Source organism: Thalassospira lucentensis (genome assembly GCF_032921865.1).
GTDB classification, from domain to species: Bacteria; Pseudomonadota; Alphaproteobacteria; order Rhodospirillales; family Thalassospiraceae; genus Thalassospira; species Thalassospira lucentensis_A.
Window position 1 is genome coordinate 3331314 of record NZ_CP136684.1, and the last position, 23261, is coordinate 3354574.

A 23261-nucleotide genomic window follows, 5' to 3' on the forward strand; every position below is an offset into this window, starting at 1 on the left:
ATGCTGTGGATAAACAGGTGGACAAGACCGCGTGACGATTGTGTTGCAATGAGTTGGGCATACACAAGTGGTTGTGGGTTGTTTTGGAGGTGTTTTCGCGGAGTCATACCCCATATTGTGTGTCTGCCCCGGCTTTGCGGGGGCCTGTGCGGGAAATGCGGTATCTGCAGCTGTCTGAAACATTGACTTTGCAGCAACATCACGACATATAAGGTCCTTATTGACCGCCGGACACAGGCCGCAAAATCAGGGCCCGCCAGCAAACACCGCTTTGCAAATACGGGCCTTTTGTCTGCGCGCCGCCAAAGGCGGAAGAACCAGATCTGGAGAGAGACCACACATGGCCACCGTCGGGACCCGCATTTTTACCGCGCTGTATGGCAAACGCGTCGGCGAAGACCGTTTTGGAAATGTCTATTACACCGAAAAGAAAGCCGCCAATGGTCGCCGTGCGAAACGCTGGGTGATTTATAAAGGTATTACCGAGGGTTCCAAGGTTCCGGCTGAATGGCATGCATGGCTGCATTACACGATTGATGCGCCGCTGTCGGAAAAGGCCGAAGACCGTTACGAGTGGCAGAAAGATCACCTGCCGAACCTGACCGGGACCAAGCATGCCTATCGCCCGAAAGGCCACGAATATAGTGGCGGCCAGCGCGCCAAGGCGACTGGCGACTATCAGGCATGGTCGCCGGAAGGCTGATCGGGAATTGTTATATTCTGCAACCGGGCGCGACAATATGTTGGCGCCCGGTTGTGTTTCTACCGCGTTTTTGCACCGAAGTGCCCGAGCCGGTTGTTTTTTCGGCCCGCACGCGACAATATGCAGATCAACAAGATAGCAGATACGGATAAGGTCCATGAGCAACAGACTGATCGAGAGCCTTGCAGGGGCAGCCGTAATCGCCGTGGCGGTGGGCTTTGCGTCCTATTCCTATTCCCGGGCGGGCATCGAGTTTGTTGACGGATACGAACTTTCGGCAAGCTTCAACCGCATTGATGGCCTGACGGTGGGCAATGATGTGCGGATTTCGGGTGTCAAGGTTGGCTCGGTCACGGCACAGGAACTGAACCCGAAGACCTATATGGCGGTGGTCAAGATGACGGTGCGTTCCGATGTGGAACTGCCTGCGGACAGTTCGGCCAAGATCGCATCCGACGGATTGCTGGGCGGTAAATTCGTATCGCTGGAGCCGGGCGGGGATATCGACATGCTGGCCCCGGGCGGCGAGATTGAATACACGCAAGGGTCGGTTAACCTCGAAGAACTGATCGGGCAGGTGATTTATTCGTCCGGCGGTGGATCTGGTGGTAATTCTGGTGGCAGTTCTTCGGACAGCCCCGAATAGGCATTGATCCGGGTGGCGAGTTCGGTGACCGGGCCGGAATGGCGGGTATGAAACCGGCCATGATTTTGCCGGTTTTACCGGTCAGTTTGCCGCGAAGTATCTTTGAGAGCTTGCGTAACGTGATATCGACACCGATATCCTGATCAGATCGAAAGGCAGCGGAGCCGCTTGATGAGCAAGTCCGATAGCATGAACAGGAATTTTCCCACATGGCAGGACCCCGAAGGGGCACCGCTTTCGTGCGTGGAGAAGATCAAGGTTCTGAACGAGAATTTCGGCGAACTGCGCGAAATGATGCAGGAAGCAATGGAAGACGCGTTGCTGATGGGTTGCGACGAGGAACAGTTCCGCCAGGTGATGCGCAGCGTTGTTGAAGAGCTGCACAATCCTTATGGCAAGCCAGACGATCAGGACTGATTATTCATGAAAACCAAGATAGTGTTTGGCGCTGCGGTTGCCGCGGTTGTTTCTGTGGCTGCTTTGACGTCTGCCTTTGCGCTGGATTATCGCCCGGCCGAGATCGCCCAGCTTCAGGGGCTTGATAAAATCACCGCCCGCATTTCGACCTTTGAGGTGCCGGTCGGCCAGACGGCGAAATTCGGCACCCTTACGATCCGGGTTGATGCCTGCTATCGCACCCCGCCGGAAGAACGCCCGGAAAGTGCCGGTTTCCTTGAAATTTCCGACCAGCGTGAAGATGCCGAAAACACCGTCGCCGAACTGTTTTCGGGCTGGATGTTTGCGTCAACACCGGGTCTTTCGGGGCTTGAACATCCGGTTTATGACGTGTGGGTCAAGGAATGCATTGATCCGAATGATCAGGGATCAGGGGCCGTCGAACAGGGGCAACCCGCCCCCGCAGAATGATATTCCCGCACAAGATTGTTTCCAAATGCAGGCCGATGCACAGTGCGTCGGCCGCAATTGTTTTGGGGAATGATTTGTGACGACGGGATATCAGATGATTTGACGTTACGTCATGCATGGGATTCGCAATGCGAAAGAGGCGCCTGTGCCCGGTAAACCGGGGATTTTGTCGGAAAGTATATCGATTTTGGTTCTGATATCAGTGCGTTCTCATTTTGGATAAAATAAGGCGCAAACGGCGTTTATTGTTTCCTCTGGGGAAAATGAGTGTTGCGGGCTGTCCGGCTTGAGGCCAGGGGCATGTGCTGTCATCCTTTTTCCAGTTTTGTTGCGATGCGGCAATTCGCGTCGAACGATTTTTAAACAAGGGATGTGCATAATGTTTACGTCAATCAAGAAGGCCGGTTTCGTTCTGGCGATTGCAGCGGGTCTTTCGGGGGCTGCCGTTTCGGCACAGGCGGCCGAGAGCTATAAGCTCGATCCGACCCATACCAGCGTGATCTTCATCGTCAACCATCTTGGTTTTTCCAACTTCCAGGGCCGTTTTGGCGGCACGAGCGGCGAACTGACGCTTGATCGTGAAAACCCGGCGGCATCGTCGGCGATCATTACGATTGACCTCAGCAAGGTCGATACCGGTGTCGAGGGCCTCGACAACCACATGAAAACCGCCGACTTCCTGAATGTTGAACAGAACCCGACCGCAACGTTCAAAAGCACCTCGATCGAGATGACCGGCGATAAGACCGCCACCATCACCGGCGACCTGACCCTTCTGGGCCAGACCAAGCCGCTGGTTCTGGATGTGACCCTGACCGGTGAAGGCGATCACCCGATGACCGGCGATCATGTTCTTGGTTTCGGCGCGACCGGTACCGTGACCCGTTCGGAATATGGCATGAACTATCTGGTGCCGGCTGTCAGCGACGAAGTCGAACTGCAGATTTCGACCGAGTTCCTGCAGCAGAAATAACGATACTGACAAACCGGCGGCGGCATGTGATTGTCCCGCCGGTTTGGTGTTTTTTGTCCTGAGAGGATCACATATGGCGCTTCGCAGTACGCAAACGGGCTTTGGTCCGGTGACCAAGAGTTTTCACTGGCTGATGGCGATCCTGTTTGCCACGATGTTTGCGATTGGCTGGTATATGGATCTTTTGCCGCTGGGGCTGGAAAAGCTGGCGTGGATTTCACGCCATAAATCGATTGGTGTTACCATCCTTTTCCTGGCGATTTTGCGCATTATCTGGCGTCTGGCCGAACAGACACCGGCGGGGCTCGGTGAAAAGGCATGGGAACGTCAGGCGGCGAAACTGGCGCATTTCGCGCTTTATGCCGTGATGCTGGCCATGCCGCTAAGCGGGTGGCTGATGTCGTCGGCGGCGAATTTTTCGGTCAGTGTCTTTGGCCTGTTCACGCTTCCAGACCTCGTCGGGCCGGACAAGGTACTTTATGAACAGCTTCGCTTTACCCACTGGATATTGTCCTGGGTAATTGTCGGTCTTGTCGGGCTGCATGTGGCTGCGGCATTCAAACATCATTTCATCAATCGCGATGCGACGCTCCGCCGGATGCTTCCGGGGACGGGGAAAGGGAGTTGATCATGACGTCTTTGTTTAAAAACATTCTGCGCGCTTCGGCGATTGTTCCGGCGATGGCCATTTGCACCCCGGCCTTTGCCGCCGATCAGTGGCAGGTCAAAACCGATGACAGCGATATCGAATTTGCCGGCACCCAGCTTGGCGCGGATTTCGAGGGCGAGTTCAATAAATTCACCGCCGAAATCAGTTTTTCGCCGGATGATCTTGCCGGATCGAAAGTCAGTGTCCTGATTGATATCGCATCGGTTAATACCGAAAATGCCGATCGCGACAGCCAGATCATTTCAGCAGACTGGTTTGATGTCGCGCAGTGGCCGACCGCAAAGTTTGAAACCAAATCCTTCCGCGAAATCGCGCCGGGCCAGTATGAGGCGACGGCTGATCTGACGATCCGGGATGTGACCAAGGAAGTCGTTCTGCCCTTTACGCTTGAGATTGAGGGCAATGAGGCGGAAGCCGAAGGGACGGTGACGATCAAGCGGACGGATTTCGGCGTCGGGCAGGGCCAGTGGAGCGATACCAGCCAGGTCGGTGATGATGTGACCATCCGCATTGATATTGATGCGACCCGGTCATGATGCCGATAGCGCGATAGCACGATAGCCCGATGAACAAAAAAACAGCCGCCCAACCGGGCGGCTGTTCTCATTTAGGCGCAGCAGTCGATATCAGGCGGCTGCGTTTTTGCGCAGATCGGCAAGGAAGCTTTCGACGGCCTGATCCAGCGACACGGCTTCGGCGACGAGTTTCTCGGCTGTCTGGGCAAGCTGGGTCGTGCCTGATGAAACCTTGCCGGCATTGTCATTGACGGTTTCGATCCGCTCGGACACTTCGCGGGTGCCGTTGGCGGCTTCTTCGACGTTACGTGCGATTTCGCCGATGGCGGCGTGCTGTTCCTCGACCGCAGCGGCAATCGCGGTTGAACTGTCGGCGACCTTGGCGATGGTTTCGGAAATGCGGCGGATGGCGTCAACCGCCTCGCCGGTTTCGTTCTGGACCGAGGTGATCTGCTGATTGATTTCCTCGGTCGCCTTGGCGGTCTGGTTGGCAAGGTTTTTGACCTCGCTTGCGACAACCGCAAAGCCCTTGCCGGCATCGCCTGCGCGGGCGGCTTCGATGGTGGCGTTCAGGGCCAGAAGGTTGGTCTGTTCGGCAATGTCACCGATCAGTTTGGCGACGTCGCCGATTTTCTGTGCGGCGTCGGCAAGGCCGGTGACGGTTTCGTTGGTGCGGGTGGCTTCATCATTGGCCTGATTGGCAATGTCGGCCGAACGCGCGATCTGCTGGGCGATTTCATCGGACGATGCGGTCAGTTGTTCGGTCGCGGCAGAGACGGTTTGAACGTTGCCCGATGTCTGGGCGGTGGCGGTTGCAACGGCGCCTGACAGCTTGCTGTTCATTTCGGTGGCAGACTGCATGTTTGCCGTCGCCTTTTTCATGTCCGAGATCGAGGCCGAGATCGACTGGATCAGGCCCTTGACCCGATTTTCCAGACTGCTTGCCATTTCCAGAACGTCCTTGCGGCGTTTCTGTTCGGCTTCGGTTTCCATCTGTTTCTGGCGTTGCTGCAATTGCAGGTTTTCGCGGGCCTGTTCGCGGAAGGCCACAACGGTGCGCGCCATATCGCCCACTTCGTCCCCACGGTCCTGACCTTCGATATGACCGTCGAGATCGCCATTGGCAATGTAGGTCATGCGTTCGGAAAGCTTGCGCAGGCCATTGGTAATATCGCGTCCGATCCAGAAACCGGTCAGCATCAGAAGGGCAATGATCGCCAAACTTAACGTGATGAACCAGATCGCGGAATCCCAGAAGGCGACGTCAACATCGTCGATATAGACGCCGGTGCCAAGAATGGCCCCCCATGGCAGGGGATGTGCAAAGGAGATTTTTTCAAATGTCAGTTCCTTTGGCTCGCCGGGTTTGGGCCAGTGATAGGATGAAAAACCGCCATTCGGGTTGCTGCCGGCTGCCACCAGATCACGAATGAAGTAAGCGCCGTTCGGGTCCTGGACAGAGGTGAAATCCTTGCCGACCAGTGCCGGGTTGGCCCCGTGCATGACCATGATATTGTCCTTGGTCAGGGCAAAGAAGTAACCGATATCGCCATCATATTTGCCTGCGGAAACGACCTTGTAGAATGCGTCGATTGCGGCCTGTTGATCAAGCTCGCCCGCCTTGACCTGCTTTTGAAAATCGTTGGCCTGCGACACCGCATATTCGGTGATGGCGCGGATTTTCTCCTTGCGGTCTTCAAGCAGGGTGGTGCGCAAACTCATAAGTTCGAAGGTTGAAATGACGATCAGGCCGAGCAGGGCCACGATGGACAAACCGGCGATCTTGTAGCCGATTTTGATTTTCTGCAGCATGTAATGATTTCTCCCGACCCACACCGAATGTATAGATGCCACGACAATATGATTGTCGGGCTTTCTGCCGCTGTCCAGACAGATTTCCTATACTTTGGGATGGGCTGCTGGTCTTTCAATAAGGTGCAGAAAAAATCCTGTAACATCATATACGAAAAACACCTGCCTTCGATGTGAGGGCAGGTGTCGGGCGGTGTATCGAAATTTCCGGGCGTTTTCAGCCAAGATGCGATTGCAGGAATTTCATCGCCAGAAGAATGCCTTCCTCGTCGATGCCGTGCTGAAGGCCGGGGCGTTCGTGCAGTTTGGCGGCAAAGCCGTTGGCGGTCAGGGTATCAAGTGCCAGTCGGGATGCCTCTATCGGGACGACCGGATCGGCGGTGCCATGAACCAGCAGAACCGGCGGTCTGGTTTTGATCGCGCTTGCAAATGCTTCGTCGCCCAGAAGAGCGCCCGAGAAACCGACGACACCGGCCAGAGCCGGATCGCGACGCGGTGCGGTTTGCAGCGACATCATCGTGCCCTGCGAGAAGCCGATCAGGGCAAGTTTGTTTGCCGGAAGGTTATGTTCGGCCAGAAGGGTATCGATGAAGCGGTCGATATAGGCGGAGTTTTTCGCTGCCCCCTCGGCCATGGCGCGCAGCGCGCCCGACATGGTTTCGGGCTGACGGCGGAGAAATTCCGGATCATATTCGGCCAGGCTGAACCATTGCCGCCCAAACGGCGACATTTCGCATGGAAACGGGGCATTGGGCGAATAAAACGCGGTGTCGGGCAGGGCACGGGCAAAATGAGGTGCCAGCCCGATCAGGTCATTGCCATCGGCGCCATAGCCATGCAGCAGGATCACGATGCTTTTGGTCGTTCCCGATGCGGCCGGCAGCATCGGTCCGTTCAATGCGGTTTCGGCGGTCATGTCAGATCCCTTCGTTTGTCTTTGTCCCTGATTAGCAATGCTGCGTCGCAACGGCCAGTCTTTTTATATCTGGCGGTTTTCAGTGGCAGCAATTTGATCGCGACGCTGTTCCCCGATGAAGCGGTAAAGGATCGGTTTGCCCCGCATTGTATGGGGCCAAAGGAGAGATTGGTCGGACAAATACCCGGCGGGTGATGTATCGGGCAGGTAAATGACGGAACAGGGCCATGATCCACGTTGTGATATGGGCTGTAATATGGCCTGTGGATAACTTTGTGGATGATTGGCCCGGTATAGCCAGAATTGATCAGGATTTCTGTCAATAAAGCATGATTTTGCGACGGCGAACTATTCATTGGGATAGTATTTTGGGCAGCAATCATGACCAAATGGTCGAAATTCCTGTCACAAATTTATTGCGATTTCACAGTCATTTGTCGGAAATTGTGAAAAAATCATGACATGAATTTGCATGTCTGGTGGGTTTTGAGAGGGTCAGGCAGGCGGAGAAAAATCGCCTAAAGGGTGAATGAGGGGTGGATGGTATTCCACAATGTGGATTCTTTGATGCATAACAGTTCCAAAGGTGCCTTTTGCACCTGTGCAAACTGTGTCACAAGAAGTCCTCCGGATGATCCGGAATTCGCCCCATCCGAAGAAGATTTTCCGAGGCCCCGATGAGTTCCCCGACGAGTTCCCGTCTGAGCCGTACGCGCCGCTGGGTCGGCAAGGGGGATCGACGCGTTCTGGCGTTGACCCTGCCGATTATCCTGTCCAATGCCACCGTTCCGTTGCTGGGGGCGGTTGATACCGCAGTGGTCGGCCATCTGGACAGCCCGCATTATATCGGGGCGGTTGCGGTCGGAGCGCTGATTTTTTCCTATGTGTTCTGGAGCTTTGGCTTTTTACGCATGGCGACCACCGGGCTTGCGGCACAGGCCTATGGGCGGCGTGATCCGAACGGGGTAAGGGCGGTTTTTGCCAGGGCGGCCCTGATTGCGGTGACGGCGGGGCTTGCCGTCATGGTGCTGCAATGGCCGATCATCGAGCTTGCAATGGCCTTGATCCAGCCGACCGCGGCAGTCGAGGCGGCAGCACGGGATTATTTCCATGTGCGCATCTGGGCATCGCCCGCGACATTGATGCAATACTGCATGCTGGGCTGGTTGCTGGCGATGCGTGACGCGCGCGCGGTGTTTATTTTTCAGGTGGTTTTAAACAGCCTGAACATGGTTCTGGATATCCTGTTTGTGCAGGGCTTTGGTTGGGACGTCAAAGGGGTTGCCGGGGCAACCGTGATTGCCGATTATTCCGGTGTGATGCTGGGCTGGTTTTTGATGCAGCCGCATCTCAAACGGCTTGGCGGGACGTGGCGCGGGATCGGTATTTTTGATCGTACGCAACTGGCGCGCCTGATGAAGATCAATGGTGATATCTTTGTGCGCACCATGGCGCTGACATCGGCCTTTGCCCTGTTTACCAGTTTTTCCGCCCGCTTTGGCGAGGTGACGCTGGCAGCGAATGCGGTGTTGCAGAATTTCCTGATGTTCGGGTCATTCGCGCTGGACGGTTTTGCCCATGCGGCGGAAACGCTTGTCGGGCAGGCCTATGGGGCGGAACGGCGCAAACAGTTCCTGTGGGCGGTGCGCAAGACAACGATCTGGGCGATTGCATCAGCGGTGGTGATGGCGGCGATCTTTGGCCTTGCCGGGCCGTGGATCATTGATGGCCTGACGTCGATCCCGGAAGTGCGCGCGGCGTCATACAGCTATTTGCTGTGGGCGGTGATGTTACCGATTACCGGGGTGCTTGGTTTTCAGTTTGACGGGGTATTTCTGGGCGCGATGCAGACCAAGCACTGGCGCAACATGATGCTTTTGTCGGTTGCGATCTATGCCGGGATGGCGTGGGGGGCGGTGGTGGCGGACAGCAACCATCTGCTGTGGGCGTCGTTTAACGCGTTTTTCCTGCTGCGTGGAGTGACGCTTGCGGTGTTGTTCCCGACGATCATTCCTAATAGCACTACATCCTGATAGCATATGACTTTGTTGCTTACAAAATGGGTCGCTATCAACCAAATGGATTATTTGTACCGAGGATTTAATTGCGAAAGGGAACTTCTTCGTTCAATGGAAGTTTCTGCCCCCGGCATGCCTTTGGTGATGGCACCGGAGTGCGGCACTTTTTCAGAATCTGATCCATTTGGAGATCGAGTTCAATGCGGGGATCCAGATTTCGCATCAGGATATTCTCTCGGTAATTTGCTTCATGCTCATGAGTTCGGCGGTTATGGTCAACCAACTTGCGGGCTATCTACTTCGCCAAAGTTTGAAATAGCTAGGAAGTATGCATTGCACCTACCTGATGGTGGATATGCTTTTGGAACGGTTGTCAAAATATCGATAAAAAAGTTAGTTGCGCTAGGAGCAACAATTTGTCGGATCAATGACTATGTTTCCGAACCTGCTCATCCAGAAGATGACGAGCACTGGATTCATTTTGAAGGGGCATTTCCGATAGAGACAATTATCGAAAAGACAACTGTTCGTCCCTGATAGGTTTTACTATGCCTCGGGCACGGGCAGGGTGGTGCTGTTTTTGACTTCGTGCAGGGTGAAGCTTGATTTGATATTGGCGACACCGGGCAGCTTCATCATGACTTCGGACAGGAAACGCTGATAGGCGGCCGGGTCCTGCACGACGATGCGCATCATGTAATCCTGATTGCCGACCATGGCGTAGCAGTCAACGATTTCCGGGTGGGATTGCACGGCGGTTTCAAAACGGCGCAGCGACGGTTCGTCATGCTGGGTCAGGGACACGGTGACAAAAACATTCACCCCCAGACGCAGATGTGACGGGGCCAGCAGGGCGACATATTTACGGATCACGCCGCTTTCTTCGAGCTTGCGCAGGCGACGCAGGCAGGGAGAGACGGAAAGACCGACCTTGTCGGCCAGTTCGACCATCGAGATGCGCCCGTCTTCCTGAATCTCGCGAAGAATTTTGCGATCAATTGCGTCGAAACCGTTGCGCGCCATGGCGTGCCCCACTCCTTGTACTCGATAGATATTATTGTGATCCGGGTTGATTTTGCAGCATTGCGGGCTTTGCATAAATTACCCGCCAGTGCAAAAAACATGCTGCGCGATAAGCCATGACTTCGCGTTCCTGTCAATCTTTGCGTGATCCGTGCGCGATGTTTTTACGGTAACAGATTGTGATTTTGAAGCCGGACCAGAGGAAGGCGAAATTCCCGGTTGCGGGGCATGTCAGAATAGTCTGGTTTGCGGTGCCGAAAACGTTAGGACTTGCACAGAACAAATATCGGGGTTATGTCGTTCAAATCCTTGCATTGCTTTGCTTTGTTCGCACCTGCGGCGGAACTTATCGTTGCCGCGCGTGGTAATGACAGTGTAGTATAATCGTACCAATTTACGTATTTTTACTATGGGTATTCTCCTGTCAGGAGCTGGGGGGTTGGGGTTTTGCCAACCTGCAGGACAAGAAAGGCATTACGTGGTGGACGCTGCGCAAGATACACCGGGATATAACCTGGTCACGATTGGCGAGCATAAAATCAATATTCGTCCGGCAGTCAAAGATGACCTTGCCAATGTTGTCGATCTTGATGATCGCACAACGGGCCTTCGCAAGCCCGATTACTGGGATGATCTGTTCACCCGTTATGGCAACCGGAAGGATTCCCGGTTTTTCCTGATTGCCGAAGAAGGCGATACGCTTCTGGGCTGCATTTTCGGTGAAGTCCGGTCGTGGGAATTCAACTCGGTCCCGTGTGGCTGGGTCGGCACCGTCAGCGTCGAGCCGAATTTGCGCATGGGCGGGATCGGCAGCATTCTTTACAAGGAAATCTGCCGTTGTTTCCGCAAGGCCGGTGTGACCAAGATCCGCACCATGATCCCGCGCGATGCGACCGACCTTATGTCGTTCTTCCGCGCGCAGGGCATGATGGCCGGACCCTTTATCCAGCTTGAAACCGATATGGACGAAGGGGTGTAACGCCATGATGTCTTTGCAGAAGGCGACCCTGTTCGCATTATATGCCGTGCTGGAACTTGCCGAGGATACCGACCGGCAGCTTTCGGCATCCGAAATCGCCGAGAGATACAATATTTCGACCAACCATCTGGCAAAGGTCCTGCGCGATCTGGGCCGCGCGGGGCTGGTTGAATCGGTCCGCGGGGCCGGTGGCGGTTATCGTTTCTGTGGCAATGCCAAGCGTACGACGCTTCTGGATGTTGTCAGGCTGTTTGAAGAGGTCGGGGCAGGTCCGACAAGCGGCATTGTGCAGGAAACCAATGCCGGTGCGGCATTGTCATTGGTGATGGACGAGATCGAGGAAATCACCCATGCGACGCTGCTGTCGATTTCGATTGAAACCATGCTGAAACTGATGCGTAAGCGCCGCCCGGAAAAGCCGAGTTCGACCGGATTGTTCCGCGCGGTTTAACCGCCTGCGTCGATCATCATATTCACCAAAAAGGCCGTCAGATTTCTCTGACGGCCTTTTTGATTTTCAGAACCCGGAAGGTTTCCCCAGCATCAGCTTTCGCTGGTAACGGGATCGCTTTTCGCGGCGTCGGCATTGTCAGCCTTTTTCGCGGCGGGTTTTTTCGGAGCAGCCTTTTTGCGCGGACGACGGGCGGCCTTTGGCTTTTCTTCCTTGGCCGGGGCGTCTTCAGTTGCCGGAGCCGAAGCCGGAGCCGGAGTTGCCACTGGTGCAGAAGATGCGACCGTTTCGTCCTTTGCCTCGGGTGCCGGGGCTTCTTTCTTGGCGGCGGCCCTGGACGTTCTGGTGCGGGCTGGTTTGGCGCGCGTGGCTTTTGCCGGTGATTTCTTGGCCGGTGCCTTCTTCTCGACCTCGTCGGCGCGTGGCTTGCCAAGGCTTGATGCCGGAACCGGGGTCAGCAGGAAGGCCGGAACGTGATCGCCAAGACCGATCACCGGTTTGTCGTCACGGTCATAACGATCATCCCGATCACGACGCGACGATGAACGTCCTGCATTGCGGTCGCGGTCCTGATAGGCCGGGCGGCTGGAACGATCATTGCGCGGCTTTGTATCGCGCTGTGGCGCATTTTCGCGCGGCGGCTGTGCCGGTGGCTCGTTACGGGCAGGGGCAGCGGCTTTGGCGTCGCGTTCAGCGCGGTCGTCACGGTTGCTGTTGCGTGCCGGACGATCATTGCGCGGGGAGGCGTCACGCACCGGTGCCTTGCGGCTTTTCTTCGTGCGGCGTTTTTTGCCGGTGAAGTCAAGTTCAAGGGTTTCGATGCCTTCAAGCTCGGTCAGGGGAATGTCCATGTTGATGGATTTGTTGATCGCGGCAACAAGTTTGCCGTCTTCGGGCACGGCCAGCATGAAGGCCTTGCCTGCGCGGCCGGCACGACCGGTACGGCCGGTACGGTGGACGTAATCCTCGGCGTTGAAGGGCACGTCAAAGTTAAAGACGTGCGAGACATCGGCAACGTCAATGCCGCGGGCGGCAACGTCCGAGCAGATCAGCAGGGTGATTTCGCCCGACTTGAATTTATCAAGCGTTTCGGTGCGTTCGCTCTGGACCAGATCGCCATGCATGCGACCGGCATTGAAGCCGTGCTTGGTCAGTGATTTGAACAGGATATCGACGTCTTTTTTGCGGTTGCAGAACACGAAGGCGTTCTTGACGTTTTCCTGACGGACAAGTTTGCGAAGGGCTTCGCGTTTGTCCATTTCATCCATGACAAGGAGTTTGTGTTCCACCGTGGTCGCCATCGTCGAGGGCGGGGAAACGGTGATTTCCTTGGGGTTGGACAGGAATTTGTCGGCAAGGCGACGGATTTCCTTGGGCATGGTCGCCGAGAAGAAAAGCGTCTGGCGCTGCTTGGGCAGCATATTGACGATTTTTTCAATGTCGGGAATGAAGCCCATATCAAGCATGCGGTCGGCTTCGTCGATCACCAGCAGTTTGCAGTCCGACAGAAGCAGTTTGCCGCGTTCAAAGGTATCGATCAGGCGACCCGGGGTCGCGATGATGACGTCGGCACCCTTTTCAAGGATTTTCTGCTGTTCGACGAAGGATTCCCCGCCAATGATCAGCGCCTTGGACAGCGACATGTATTTGCCGTAGGTGTCGAAGTTTGCTGCTACCTGGGTCGCGAGTTCGCGGGTCGGTTCGAGAATGATCGAACGGGGCATCCGCATGCGCGCACGGCCATGATGCAGAATGTCGAGCATCGGCAGGGTAAAGCTGGCTGTCTTGCCCGTACCTGTCTGTGCACAGCCCAGAATGTCACGTGCCATCAGGACGGACGGAATGGCCTGGCTCTGAATGGGGGTCGGGGTATCATAGCCGGCGTCTGCGACGGCTTTGAGGATATCTTCGCTCAGACCGAGATCGGCGAAATTCATATGGTTCGTTTTCCCGCAATAGAATGCGTTATGATGTGATTATCGCTGCGATAAAGCAGCTTGCGTCGTAAAGCGAAGCCTTAATTAAGTCAAGAAAAACGCCTCAAAAAAGGGTTAAAGAGGCAATTTAACCCTGTGCGAGAGGCTTGTTTGCCACAGACCGGAAGCGTAATCTGGCGAAATAGATAATGAAACAGGGAGAAAAACGGTGTTGATGGACGCATCACGTGCAAGTCTGGTGATTATCGATGTTCAGGAAAAGCTCTATCCAGCCTGTAAGGACCCTGACCAGACTGTCGAGAATTGCTGCTTTCTTGTCAAATGCGCCAACCGTTTGAATGTTCCTGTCATTGTCACCGAGCAATATCCCAAGGGGCTTGGCCATACGGCGGCCCCGATCCTTGATCTGATGATGAAGGCATCCGATACCGCCGATGGTGGCAATGTCGTTTCCAAGGTCAGTTTTTCAAGCGTACCGGCCGACGGTTTCATGGAAAAGATCGAAGAAACACCGGGGCGTGATCAGATCGTCATTGCCGGGATGGAAACCCATGTGTGCGTGCTTCAGACCGTGATGGAACTGATTGATCGCGGGCGCGAGGTTTATGTGGTCGCCGATGCGGTGACATCGCGCAGCATGCATGACAAGATTTTCGGGCTGGAACGGATGCGCGATGCCGGGGCGAAAATCGTGACGCGGGAAAGCGTTATGTTTGAATGGCTGCGCGTGGCAGGAACCCCGGAATTCAAGGAACTGAGCGCGCTGATCAAATGACGGCGGAGCCCAAACCGGCCATTCCGGTCGTCTTTCTGTCGGGCATGCTGGCCGATCAGCGGATGTGGCAGCCGGTTCTTGACCGGTTGGCCGCGCGCAAAGGAGTGATGCCATGCCCGGCAATCATGCCGATCATTCCCCCGCTTGATACGCAGGATGATGTGCAGGCGATGGCGCGATCCGTTCTTGATCAGGCGCCAGACCGGTTTGCGCTGGTGGGGATGTCGATGGGCGGGTATGTCGCGTTTGAAATCCTGCGCATGGCGCGCAGGCGCGTTTCGCATCTGATGCTGGTGAATACGCGGGCGACGAAAGACGACCCGGCGATGCGCAGGCGTCGCTTGTTACTCGCACGGATTTCCGGTCGGAGCCTGCCGTTTCAGGGGGTGAATGACGCGATGCTTGATGACATGCTCCATCCCGATCATCGCCATGATGCGGAACTGATCGGCCTGCTTTCGGATATGGCAGAGGATTTTGGCGTTGATGTGTTCAGGCGCCAGATTACGGCAGTTGCCAACCGCCCGGACAGCATGGCGCTGTTATCGGAACTTGATATGCCCTGCACCGTGATGGTCGGGGAGGCTGATCGGGTGATCAGCCCGGCATCGCATCATGAAATGGCGGCGCGTATTGCCGGTGCGACGATGATTGATGTTGCCGGGGCAGGGCATTATGTGCCCCTGGAACAACCTGACATCTTTGCCGATGCTTTATGCGCACTTGTTACCTAGGGTGTTGATATCCTGGTGTCGGACGGAGCAAGCGTATCGCTTAGAACCATTTCGATGGTGTTTTCATCGGTCAGATACTGCGCATAGAGCTTTTCAAGTGAGCCGTTGCTGCGCTGTCTGGCGAGGTAGCTGTTAAAGCGCCGTATCAGGCGTGCATTGACGGGGCTTGCCGGCAATGCAAGGCGATTGATCGTATTCATCAGCGGCGTGCGGTGGATCGACAATGCGGCAATTTCATCATCGGTCAAGTGGGTAACCTGCTTTAGAGATGCCTTTTGCGCGTAGCCGCAATAGATCAGTGCGACATCAACCCGCCCGGCAAGCAGCAGGGCAATCGATTGACGGATCGAGTTGAACCAGGTGACGTCAAAGCGTCCCTCGTCGCGATGGCGGGCCAGTTGACCATGCAGTTGCAGGCCGCGCGCCATGGAGACCTGCAGGCCGTCAAGGTCGGCTGGGCGTTTGATCACCAGATCACGTTGTTTGAGGGTGATCGCATGCAGGCTTGTGGTGCTGATGCCGTCCGACAGGATGAAGGCACCGGTTTTGGTGTCTCCGGGAATGCCGATGAACCCGGCCGGGTTATTATGACTGTCTTCGAGTGCGCGTTTCAGCGGCAAATTCTGGAAGGTCATGTCGATCTGTTGAAGTTTGCTGAAATCATGCAGGAGGTCGTAAAGCGCACCACTGGCATGGCCATTGACCTGATAGCTTTGCGGGAAGGCTTCCTGGTCGGCAAGGATGGTCAGGCTCAGGTCATAAGCATTGACGGGATCGGGATGATTGTCATTGGCCATCGCCGCCGACCCCGGCCCCGCGGCGCATGCCATGATCATGATAAATCCGGTGCAAACCATGCCACGCAGATATGGCAGGATCAAAGGCCACACAGACAGGACAGAAGACTTCAAGTTTACCCTGTTTTTCATTTCAGGGTCGCCAGCCAGTGCCAAAGGCAACCAGATGGGCGCGCGCAATCCGCCATTACGTGCCATTTCTGGCAACGGTCATTCCCCATTCGAGTAGTCTTCCCTGTTTTTATCGGCATTTATTTTCATGCCTGATGCCTACCCTTGTGGGTAGTTGAAGACAGGTTGCCCGGAATGGAGAGCAAGAGCAAGTGTGATCCGGCGGGATTTATACCAATTGCTATTTTTGGTTTAGCAGTCCGCGCGCCTCATGCCGCATCGATGGTCATCGTCATCACGGATATAGCGGGGAAACAGTTGGTAGATAATTGTATCCCCGTTTTCGATAAGGTGTTGTTCGAATTCATCTTTTATGAAATGCGCCCGGAGTTCGGAGATCGGGCTGTCACCCGCACAGAATGCAATCCGGACCGGGATACGGGTTGTGTCTGCGGGATAATCGGTAGTCTCGGGGGCGGTGCATATTTTCTCGCCCATGGTTGTTTGCGATGGGCTGACAGCAACGACGACGCGATAGCCATCGCGCAGGGTCTGATTCGGGGCGAGATCACCGGCATCGGTAATGAAATCAAGACGTGGCGGATAACCGTGATTGGACAGCGCAGATGCCCATGTTTCCGGGGTGACAAGGTTTTCCCTGTCATGAACTTCGACCATCATGACCCGGCTTGGCGCGCCATAGGTTTTGAAGCTTTCGACTTCGGCAACATGATAGTTCGGATATTCAACCATGGTCATGTTGCTGCATCCGGCCAGAAAAGCCAGCCCGACCGCGAGAGTTGCGCCTGAGAGGCTGCGTGCATAAGCAGAGGGTCGGGTTTTCATGGGGGCTCCTTGTATCAGGTTGTCCATAGCAGCTTTGACTGTCCAGCATAGGGCAATATAAAAAATACGACCAGAATAGGTTTAAAGATCAATTGTTTGATGATCATATGTATGTCGTACGTTGCGATATCGCCAGATCGACAGCCTGTTATTCTGCCCCGATGTTTGCGGCTAAAAAACGGATCGTCCGATGGCACGGATCAGCATTTCAAGCGCCTTGATACCGGCCGCCGAATTACCCCGTGCGTCAAGACGTGGCGACCAGACGCAGACGGAAAATTCGCCGGGAATGACACCGATGATGCCGCCGCCAACCCCGCTTTTGGCCGGAATGCCGACGGTAAATGCAAAATCACCGACCCCGTCATACATGCCGCATGTCAGCATCAGCGCATTGATGCGGCTGGTTTCCCCAGGCGCGATCACGGTGCGGTCATCAATGCCGACACCCTTGTTGGCAAGGAAGAAGGCAGCACGCGCCATTTCACGGGCGGTCATCGCGACCGAGCATTGCTTGAAATAGGCGCGCACGACGTCTTCGACCGGGTTATCAAGTTTGCCGAAGCTTTTCATCAGATAGGCAATGGCACGGTTGCGATCACCGTGCTGATCCTCGGACAGATAGACATCGTTATCAACGCGAATGCCGGGATTGCCGCAAAGCTGGCCAAGGAATTCGGCCACCGAACGATCCGGATTGGCGTAGCGTGATGCGATCAGATCCGCAACACGGATCGCCCCGGCATTGATGAAAGGATTGCGCGGGATGCCGTGTTCCTGTTCAAGCTGGATCAGGGAATTGAAGGCCGAACCGGATGGTTCGCGCCGGACGGCTTTCCATAAATCATCGCCGTGCGCGCGCTGGGCCAGCACAAGGGCGAAGACCTTGGAAATGCTTTGGATGGAAAAGGGCAGGTCGGCCTCGCCAATGGCAAGTTCGTTTCCATCGGCGGTGCGTAGCACCATGGCAAAATGATCGTCGGGGACGCTGGCAAGGGCGGGGATGTAGTCGACCTTGCGGGCATCGGTAAAATCGGTCTGGTGGATCGCGTCCGAAATATCCTGGAGGATGGCGGCATAATTGTGGGTCATTATGTGTCCGCTTTGTTTGTCAGGCTGTCAGGGACAAAAAACCCGGTGCAGGACACCGGGTTTGATGATGAAGAATTTTAATCCGATCAGACGTCGATATCCTCGACAAAGCGGGCATGTTCCTGAATGAACTGGAAGCGAAGCTCCGGCTTTTTGCCCATCAGGCGGTTGACCAGATCCTTGGTCTGGCCACGGGCATCGGGTTCGGCCGCATCAGGCAGGCAAACGCGCAGCAAGGTGCGCTTTTTCGGCGCCATCGTGGTTTCGCGAAGCTGCGGGGGTGGCATTTCACCCAGACCCTTAAATCGGGAAATCTCGACCTTGCCGCGGTTCTTGAATTCGGTATCAAGCAGGACCTCTTTTTCCGCATCATCCATCGCATAGATGGATTTGCCGCCCTGTGTCAGGCGGTAAAGCGGCGGCATGGCGAGATACAGATTGCCGTTTTCGATCAGGCCAGCCATTTCCTGATAGAAGAAGGTCATCAGAAGCGATGCGATATGCGCGCCATCGACGTCCGCATCGGTCATGATGATGATGCGTTCATAGCGCAGATCGGAAAGCCGGAAATCGGAGCCGGAACCGCAGCCAAAGGCTTCGATCATGTCCTTGATTTCCTGGTTGGCCATCATCTTTTCGCGGGTCGCGGACGCCACGTTCAGGATTTTACCGCGCAGTGGCAGAACGGCCTGCGTTTCACGGTCACGTGCCTGTTTGGCGGAACCACCTGCCGAGTCACCTTCGACAAGGAAGATTTCGGTTCCGGCGGCGATGGAACGTGAGCAATCGGCAAGCTTGCCCGGAAGGCGCAGGCGGCGGGTTGCCGACTGGCGTTTGGTTTCTTTCTTTTCCTTGCGGCGCTGGCGTTCTTCGGCGCGCAGGATGATGCGTTCAAGCAGGCGCTTGGCATTTTCGGTATCACCGGTCAGCCAGTGATCGAAATGGTCGCGAACCGCGGTTTCAACCAGCTTGGTGGCCGATGCGGTGCCGAGCTTTTCCTTGGTCTGGCCCTGGAACTGCGGATCGGGAATAAAGACCGAGAGCATGATGCAACCGCCGCCAAAGACGTCCTCGGCGGTGATGGCCGCGGCCTTTTTCTGACCGACCATGTCGCCATAGGTCTTGATCGCCTTGGTCAGGGCATAGCGGAAACCGGCCTCGTGCGTGCCGCCAAGCGGGGTCGGGACCGTGTTACAATAGGAATGGAAGTACCCTTCGCCGCCATCTGGCCATGCAATCGCCCATTCAACGCGACCGGCACTTTCGGAAAACTTGGCTTCGCCTGCGAACGGACGTTCGGTGATCAGATCACGACCTTCGATGGTCATGTTCAGGTAATCGAGAATCCCGTTGGGGAATTTCAGGACTTCCTGCTGCGGGGTCGGATCATCACTGGTCAGCAATTCCGGATCGACCGACCAGCGGATTTCAACACCCTTGAACAGATAGGCCTTGGACCGCGCCATACGGAAGATGGTGGCGGGTTTCAGCTTGGCCCGGTTGCCGAAAATTTCGGGATCGGGGCGGAAGATGACCGTGGTGCCACGGCGGTTATTGACCGCACCGCCATCCTGAAGCGGACCGAGCGGGGTGCCTTTGGAATATTCCTGAAACACCAGTTTGCGATCACGTGCGACTTCGACCCGGAATTTGTCGGTCAGCGCGTTCACGACCGACATCCCCACGCCGTGCAGACCGCCGGATGTTTCATAAGCCTTGCCCGAAAACTTTCCGCCCGAATGAAGCGTGGTGAGGATGACTTCAAGCGCCGATTTATCGGGGAATTTCGGATGCGGATCGGTCGGAATACCACGCCCGTTATCGCGCACCATGACGGTGTTGTCGGTTCTGAGTTCCAGCTCGATCCAGTCGGCATGGCCGGCGACGGCCTCGTCCATCGAGTTATCGAGGATTTCGGCAACCAGGTGATGCAGTGCGGCATCGTCCGTGCCCCCGATATACATACCGGGACGGCGGCGCACAGGCTCCAGGCCTTCGAGAACTTCGATATCCTTGGCGGAATAGGCGTTTGTGGTCGATTGGTTTGAATCTTCGAAAAGGTCGGTCATGCCCCGGAACGCAACTTCTTTATTATGTTAAAACAAGGTCCAACGACGCATATCTGTTGATTGATTTTACGGGGTTGGATGCCTTTAGGCTTAACGAGTATCATATGTTTTCAGATGCGACCCATAAAAATGTTTTTTGGGCGTGAATGCAAGCAGTGGTCTTGCCAGAGATCATAATTTCGTTGTGGCAGCGCAGAAAACGGTGCCAGACTTGTCGCGAAAACCGAGACCGTCAGGTCCAATAAAAATATCGGCCCGCGTGAATGGCGCGCCCAGACAGGAGTAAGCCCGATGGCAAATGAGAGTGAGACCACACATGGTACCGACAACACCATGCCGCGCGGCGACATGTGCACCCGAACCCTTGCCATGCCCGCCGACACCAACCCGAGCGGTGATATTTTCGGCGGCTGGCTGATGTCGCAGATGGATATCGCGGGCGGGGTGATGGCAAGCCAGATTGCCGAGGGGCGCGTTGCCACGGTCGCGGTTGACGGCATGACGTTCCATCGTCCGGTCTATGTCGGGGATGTGGTGTGCGTGTATGGCGATATCGAACGGATCGGCAATACATCGATGGTGCTGCATCTTGAAAGCTGGGTGCTGCGCAAAAACCAGCCGCCGCGCATCAAGGTGACAGAGGCAACCTTTACCTTTGTCGCGATTGACGCCGAAGGCCGCCCGCGCCCGGTGCGCAAGGATGAGGTTGCGGTTTAAAGAGGCAAATTCGGGTTTCCGGACTGTGCGAGGTGCCGAGCCGGAAACCGTCGTTGCGTCAAGTCTGGATTCCCGCTTTCGCGGGAATGACGCGTGGAAATGGGGCGTCGTTATACCGCCGATAAATCTGGGTTTTCACGACCCAGAATGCGCATAATCAAAGGGATATTGCCGTCCATGCGGTAATAAATGGTGTGTGCTGCAAAAACACAGCGACGATATCCGGGGTGGATATCATCGACAGCCTGATAAATGGCGGGCGAGCGTGCGATTTTGTCGAACTGTTCAAACAGGGCGTCAAAATAAATGTCCGCGTGTCGCTGCCCGAAAGTTTCAATGCCGTATCGATACAAGCGTCTGATATCGTCTTCCGCGAGTTTGCTAAGACGATAAGCGGTCATTTGAGCTTCATGTCCGCCTTGACGCTCGCGCGTATATCTTCTTTATCCATTGAGGAAAAACCGCTTTCCTCGGCGGCATTCAACGCATTGCGAATGCGTTCGATTTCTGCCATGCGCATCTGTTTTTCACGCAAGGCTTCGCGCACCACTTCGCTGTCGGATGCGTATTGACCGGTCGAAAGCTGCGCCTGAATCCAGGCTTCCTGCGTTTCGGTGACGGTGATGCTCTTTTTGATCATAAGGTGATCTTTCGTCTTTTGATCCTACTTTATCCTACCATTGGCAACCTGGCCGACGCAAACATTTGCCGTAGAGAAAGCGACAAGGCAACGGGGTAGGGCAATGGGCTGGGCGGTTCAGGCCGTCCAGCATTCCTTTGCCACGCGGATAAAGTTTTCACCCATGATCTTGTCGACGTCGTCGGGTTTGTAGCCCCCGGCGATCAGGGCGTCGGCAAGGGCGGGGAGCTTTTTCGGATCGAATACGGCGGCACCACCCGCATTGGGGCCATAGCCGCGTTCGGCGGGCCAGTAATAGGCGCGGTCAACACCATCGGGGAAGTCGTTGGTGCCCGCGACACTGGGCATCGTATCAAGGCCGATACCGACATGGTCCACGCCGACCAGTTTTACCGCATAGTCGATATGGCGGATCATGTCGGGGACTTCGGGGGCGTTGGGTGATTTGATGAAGCGCTGGAAGCCGCAAATGCCGATCACCCCGCCGGTATCGGCACAGGCCTTGATCTGTTCATCATCAATGCAGCGTTCATGCCCGCCAAGCACCTTGGGGTTGGCATGGCTGAAGACGACCGGCTTGGTCGATGCCTTCATGATATCAAGGCTGCTTTGACGGCCCGTGTGCGAGCAATCCATGATCATGCCGCCGTTATTAACAGCCCGGACCATGGCATGGCCCAGCGCGGTCAGCGGAATATCATCATCATGACAACCGCCTGCCACCGAATTGTTGCGGTTATAGGCAAAGTGGATCTGCTTTACGCCCAGTTTGGCAAAGACCGGGACCATTTCGGGCATGTCCTGCAACATGACCGAGCCTTCGAGGTCGAAACCAACCCCCAGCAAGCCCTTTGATTTGGCAATTGCCAGATCATCAAAGCATTCGATCTGCATGTATTTGTCGGGGTGGGCGGCGATTTTGGCGCGGAAGGCGGCAATCACACGCAGGATATGGGCAACGGAATTCATATCCATGCCGACATTGACACAGACATAGTCAACATCGCCCGCGACATAGTTATCAAGCAGGCTGATCGGTGTTTTGGGATCAAGCGGCAGACAGGCATGCGCATCCCACGTGAAGGCGGGGCGATGGCGTGACGGGCTGGTGGGGGTATTCGGCGCGGTGGTGACGTTCATGATGTCCCTTGTTCTTCTGGCGCGTGGTTCTTCTGGCGCGTGCGGGGCCGGTGTTCAGTCCCAATCCACGAAACTGTCGATGACGGCGCGGTCATATCCCCCGGCGGCCTTGAAAAGCTGCTGCGAATAGGGATTTTCCAGTTTGCCGTCGGCAAGCTGGCCCGCGGTGGCGCGTTCGACGATGCGGCCGTGGTTCATGATCGCGATATCGTCGCACATATGGGCGACCACCGCGAGATCATGACTGACCATGATATAGGTAAGGCCCAGATCATTGCGCAACCGGGTCAGCAGGTTCAGCACTTCGGCCTGGATCGAGACATCAAGGGCCGAGGTCGGCTCATCGAGCAGCAGAATTTTCGGTTCGAGAATAAGCGCACGTGCAATCGCGACACGCTGGCGCTGCCCGCCGGAAAGCTGATGGGGGTAGCGGAAGCGGAAGGAATTATCGAGCCCGACCTGTTTCAGTGCCTCGACCACGCGGGCATCCGAATTGCCGAGTTTGTGGATATTTACCGGTTCGGTCAGGATGCGATCGATGGTGTGACGGGGATGAAGCGATCCGAACGGGTCCTGAAAGACCATTTGCGCCAGGCGGTAAAAGGTCTTGTCGCGCTTTTTGGTCAGTTCCTTGTTATTCACAAGGATGTTGCCTTCCCAGTCATCGACAAGGCCGGTGATGGTGCGAAGGACGGTTGATTTGCCCGATCCTGACTCGCCCACCAGACCAAATGATCCGTTGGCGGGGATCGAAATATCGATATCCTTGAGGACGTGGTTGTCGTCAAACCAGGCGTTGAGTTTGGTGATTTCAATCATGGCAGTCATTT

General features: G+C 55.6%; 27 protein-coding genes. 15 read left to right on the forward strand and 12 right to left on the reverse strand.

Translation table 11 applies throughout. The annotated features are described in order from the left end of the window. Positions 1-340: 340 nt before the first annotated feature. The 7 genes from R1T41_RS16110 (at position 341) to R1T41_RS16140 (ending at position 4395) form a co-directional block, all read left to right on the forward strand. Complete coding sequence (locus R1T41_RS16110) at positions 341-703, forward strand: NADH:ubiquinone oxidoreductase subunit NDUFA12 (protein WP_062951755.1); 363 nt, start codon at positions 341-343, stop codon at positions 701-703. Positions 704-860: 157 nt separating this feature from the next. Continuing rightward, positions 861-1349, forward strand: coding sequence for an outer membrane lipid asymmetry maintenance protein MlaD (mlaD, locus tag R1T41_RS16115; protein WP_317337835.1), 489 nt, complete (start codon positions 861-863; stop codon positions 1347-1349). Between the two features lie 171 nt (positions 1350-1520). Next, the gene (locus tag R1T41_RS16120) at positions 1521-1766 is read left to right on the forward strand and encodes a hypothetical protein (RefSeq protein ID WP_114116183.1); all 246 of its coding nucleotides are present in this window, start codon (positions 1521-1523) and stop codon (positions 1764-1766) included. Positions 1767-1772: 6 nt separating this feature from the next. Beyond that, a complete protein-coding gene (locus R1T41_RS16125) occupies positions 1773-2216 on the forward strand; it encodes a DUF2155 domain-containing protein (RefSeq protein WP_062958220.1) in 444 nt (147 codons plus the stop codon). 379 nt (positions 2217-2595) lie between these two features. Next, on the forward strand, positions 2596-3189 hold the full coding sequence (locus R1T41_RS16130; protein ID WP_062958221.1) for a YceI family protein: 594 nt from the start codon (positions 2596-2598) through the stop codon (positions 3187-3189). 73 nt (positions 3190-3262) lie between these two features. Further along, on the forward strand, positions 3263-3817 hold the full coding sequence (locus R1T41_RS16135) for a cytochrome b (RefSeq protein WP_317337840.1): 555 nt from the start codon (positions 3263-3265) through the stop codon (positions 3815-3817). Positions 3818-3819: 2 nt separating this feature from the next. After that, the gene (locus tag R1T41_RS16140; protein WP_297012787.1) at positions 3820-4395 is read left to right on the forward strand and encodes a YceI family protein; all 576 of its coding nucleotides are present in this window, start codon (positions 3820-3822) and stop codon (positions 4393-4395) included. A 90-nt stretch (positions 4396-4485) separates the two neighbouring features. Here R1T41_RS16140 and R1T41_RS16145 read toward each other — a convergent pair whose 3' ends face one another. Together R1T41_RS16145 and R1T41_RS16150 are read right to left on the reverse strand one after the other, a co-directional pair. Beyond that, on the reverse strand, positions 4486-6186 hold the full coding sequence (locus R1T41_RS16145; RefSeq protein ID WP_247793537.1) for a methyl-accepting chemotaxis protein: 1701 nt from the start codon (positions 6184-6186) through the stop codon (positions 4486-4488). Positions 6187-6403: 217 nt separating this feature from the next. Then, the gene (locus R1T41_RS16150) at positions 6404-7102 is read right to left on the reverse strand and encodes an alpha/beta hydrolase (RefSeq protein ID WP_062958225.1); all 699 of its coding nucleotides are present in this window, start codon (positions 7100-7102) and stop codon (positions 6404-6406) included. Positions 7103-7779: 677 nt separating this feature from the next. Between R1T41_RS16150 and R1T41_RS16155 the strand changes: the two genes are divergently transcribed. Together R1T41_RS16155 and R1T41_RS16160 are read left to right on the forward strand one after the other, a co-directional pair. After that, positions 7780-9135 carry an MATE family efflux transporter gene (locus tag R1T41_RS16155; RefSeq protein ID WP_317337843.1) on the forward strand — a complete coding sequence of 452 codons (1356 nt, stop codon included), beginning with the start codon at positions 7780-7782 and terminating at the stop codon, positions 9133-9135. 6 nt (positions 9136-9141) lie between these two features. Beyond that, a complete protein-coding gene (locus R1T41_RS16160; protein ID WP_247793534.1) occupies positions 9142-9657 on the forward strand; it encodes a hypothetical protein in 516 nt (171 codons plus the stop codon). A 9-nt stretch (positions 9658-9666) separates the two neighbouring features. Here the strand turns inward: R1T41_RS16160 and R1T41_RS16165 are convergent, their stop codons facing one another. Then, the gene (locus tag R1T41_RS16165) at positions 9667-10143 is read right to left on the reverse strand and encodes an Lrp/AsnC family transcriptional regulator (RefSeq protein WP_062951764.1); all 477 of its coding nucleotides are present in this window, start codon (positions 10141-10143) and stop codon (positions 9667-9669) included. 481 nt (positions 10144-10624) lie between these two features. On the opposite strand from R1T41_RS16165, the gene R1T41_RS16170 reads away from it, so the two are divergent. After that, entirely contained in the window at positions 10625-11122 is a 498-nt protein-coding gene (locus R1T41_RS16170; RefSeq protein ID WP_231858251.1) for a GNAT family N-acetyltransferase, read from the forward strand. Between the two features lie 4 nt (positions 11123-11126). Beyond that, complete coding sequence (locus R1T41_RS16175) at positions 11127-11573, forward strand: Rrf2 family transcriptional regulator (RefSeq protein ID WP_062951766.1); 447 nt, start codon at positions 11127-11129, stop codon at positions 11571-11573. A gap of 92 nt (positions 11574-11665) precedes the next feature. On the opposite strand, the gene R1T41_RS16180 is transcribed toward R1T41_RS16175, so the two are convergent. Further along, positions 11666-13510 carry a DEAD/DEAH box helicase gene (locus tag R1T41_RS16180; protein ID WP_317337846.1) on the reverse strand — a complete coding sequence of 615 codons (1845 nt, stop codon included), beginning with the start codon at positions 13508-13510 and terminating at the stop codon, positions 11666-11668. 214 nt (positions 13511-13724) lie between these two features. On the opposite strand from R1T41_RS16180, the gene R1T41_RS16185 reads away from it, so the two are divergent. Next, positions 13725-14285 carry a hydrolase gene (locus R1T41_RS16185; RefSeq protein WP_317337848.1) on the forward strand — a complete coding sequence of 187 codons (561 nt, stop codon included), beginning with the start codon at positions 13725-13727 and terminating at the stop codon, positions 14283-14285. Beyond that, positions 14282-15019, forward strand: a complete 738-nt coding sequence (locus R1T41_RS16190) for an alpha/beta hydrolase (RefSeq protein ID WP_317337850.1) — start codon at positions 14282-14284, stop codon at positions 15017-15019. Before R1T41_RS16185 ends, R1T41_RS16190 begins: the two co-directional genes overlap by 4 nt. On the opposite strand, the gene R1T41_RS16195 is transcribed toward R1T41_RS16190, so the two are convergent. Beyond that, positions 15016-15855, reverse strand: a complete 840-nt coding sequence (locus R1T41_RS16195) for a transporter substrate-binding domain-containing protein (RefSeq protein ID WP_317337852.1) — start codon at positions 15853-15855, stop codon at positions 15016-15018. The genes R1T41_RS16190 and R1T41_RS16195 overlap by 4 nt on opposite strands. Between R1T41_RS16195 and R1T41_RS16200 the strand changes: the two genes are divergently transcribed. Further along, on the forward strand, positions 15848-16045 hold the full coding sequence (locus tag R1T41_RS16200; RefSeq protein WP_317337853.1) for a hypothetical protein: 198 nt from the start codon (positions 15848-15850) through the stop codon (positions 16043-16045). The two genes, R1T41_RS16195 and R1T41_RS16200, sit on opposite strands and share 8 nt — an antisense overlap. 134 nt (positions 16046-16179) lie before the next feature. Here the strand turns inward: R1T41_RS16200 and R1T41_RS16205 are convergent, their stop codons facing one another. The 3 genes from R1T41_RS16205 to parE all read right to left on the reverse strand — a co-directional run bounded on the left by R1T41_RS16205 (position 16180) and on the right by parE (position 19934). Continuing rightward, the gene (locus tag R1T41_RS16205) at positions 16180-16773 is read right to left on the reverse strand and encodes a hypothetical protein (RefSeq protein WP_317337854.1); all 594 of its coding nucleotides are present in this window, start codon (positions 16771-16773) and stop codon (positions 16180-16182) included. Between the two features lie 171 nt (positions 16774-16944). Beyond that, positions 16945-17865: a glutaminase gene (locus R1T41_RS16210; protein ID WP_317337856.1), complete on the reverse strand. Its 921-nt coding sequence runs from the start codon at positions 17863-17865 to the stop codon at positions 16945-16947. An 86-nt stretch (positions 17866-17951) separates the two neighbouring features. Next, a complete protein-coding gene (gene parE / locus R1T41_RS16215) occupies positions 17952-19934 on the reverse strand; it encodes a DNA topoisomerase IV subunit B (RefSeq protein ID WP_114110469.1) in 1983 nt (660 codons plus the stop codon). 291 nt (positions 19935-20225) lie between these two features. Here parE and R1T41_RS16220 point away from each other — a divergent pair, with 291 nt between their 5' ends. Then, on the forward strand, positions 20226-20651 hold the full coding sequence (locus R1T41_RS16220; RefSeq protein ID WP_062951777.1) for an acyl-CoA thioesterase: 426 nt from the start codon (positions 20226-20228) through the stop codon (positions 20649-20651). 110 nt (positions 20652-20761) lie between these two features. Here R1T41_RS16220 and R1T41_RS16225 read toward each other — a convergent pair whose 3' ends face one another. The 4 genes from R1T41_RS16225 to R1T41_RS16240 form a co-directional block, all read right to left on the reverse strand. Beyond that, entirely contained in the window at positions 20762-21052 is a 291-nt protein-coding gene (locus R1T41_RS16225; protein ID WP_286779725.1) for a type II toxin-antitoxin system RelE/ParE family toxin, read from the reverse strand. Continuing rightward, entirely contained in the window at positions 21049-21291 is a 243-nt protein-coding gene (locus tag R1T41_RS16230) for a type II toxin-antitoxin system ParD family antitoxin (protein ID WP_097050508.1), read from the reverse strand. Before R1T41_RS16230 ends, R1T41_RS16225 begins: the two co-directional genes overlap by 4 nt. 117 nt (positions 21292-21408) lie before the next feature. Beyond that, entirely contained in the window at positions 21409-22431 is a 1023-nt protein-coding gene (locus R1T41_RS16235; protein ID WP_317337862.1) for a dipeptidase, read from the reverse strand. A 54-nt stretch (positions 22432-22485) separates the two neighbouring features. Then, a complete protein-coding gene (locus tag R1T41_RS16240; RefSeq protein ID WP_082824744.1) occupies positions 22486-23259 on the reverse strand; it encodes an ABC transporter ATP-binding protein in 774 nt (257 codons plus the stop codon). Between the last annotated feature and the right edge of the window lie 2 nt (positions 23260-23261).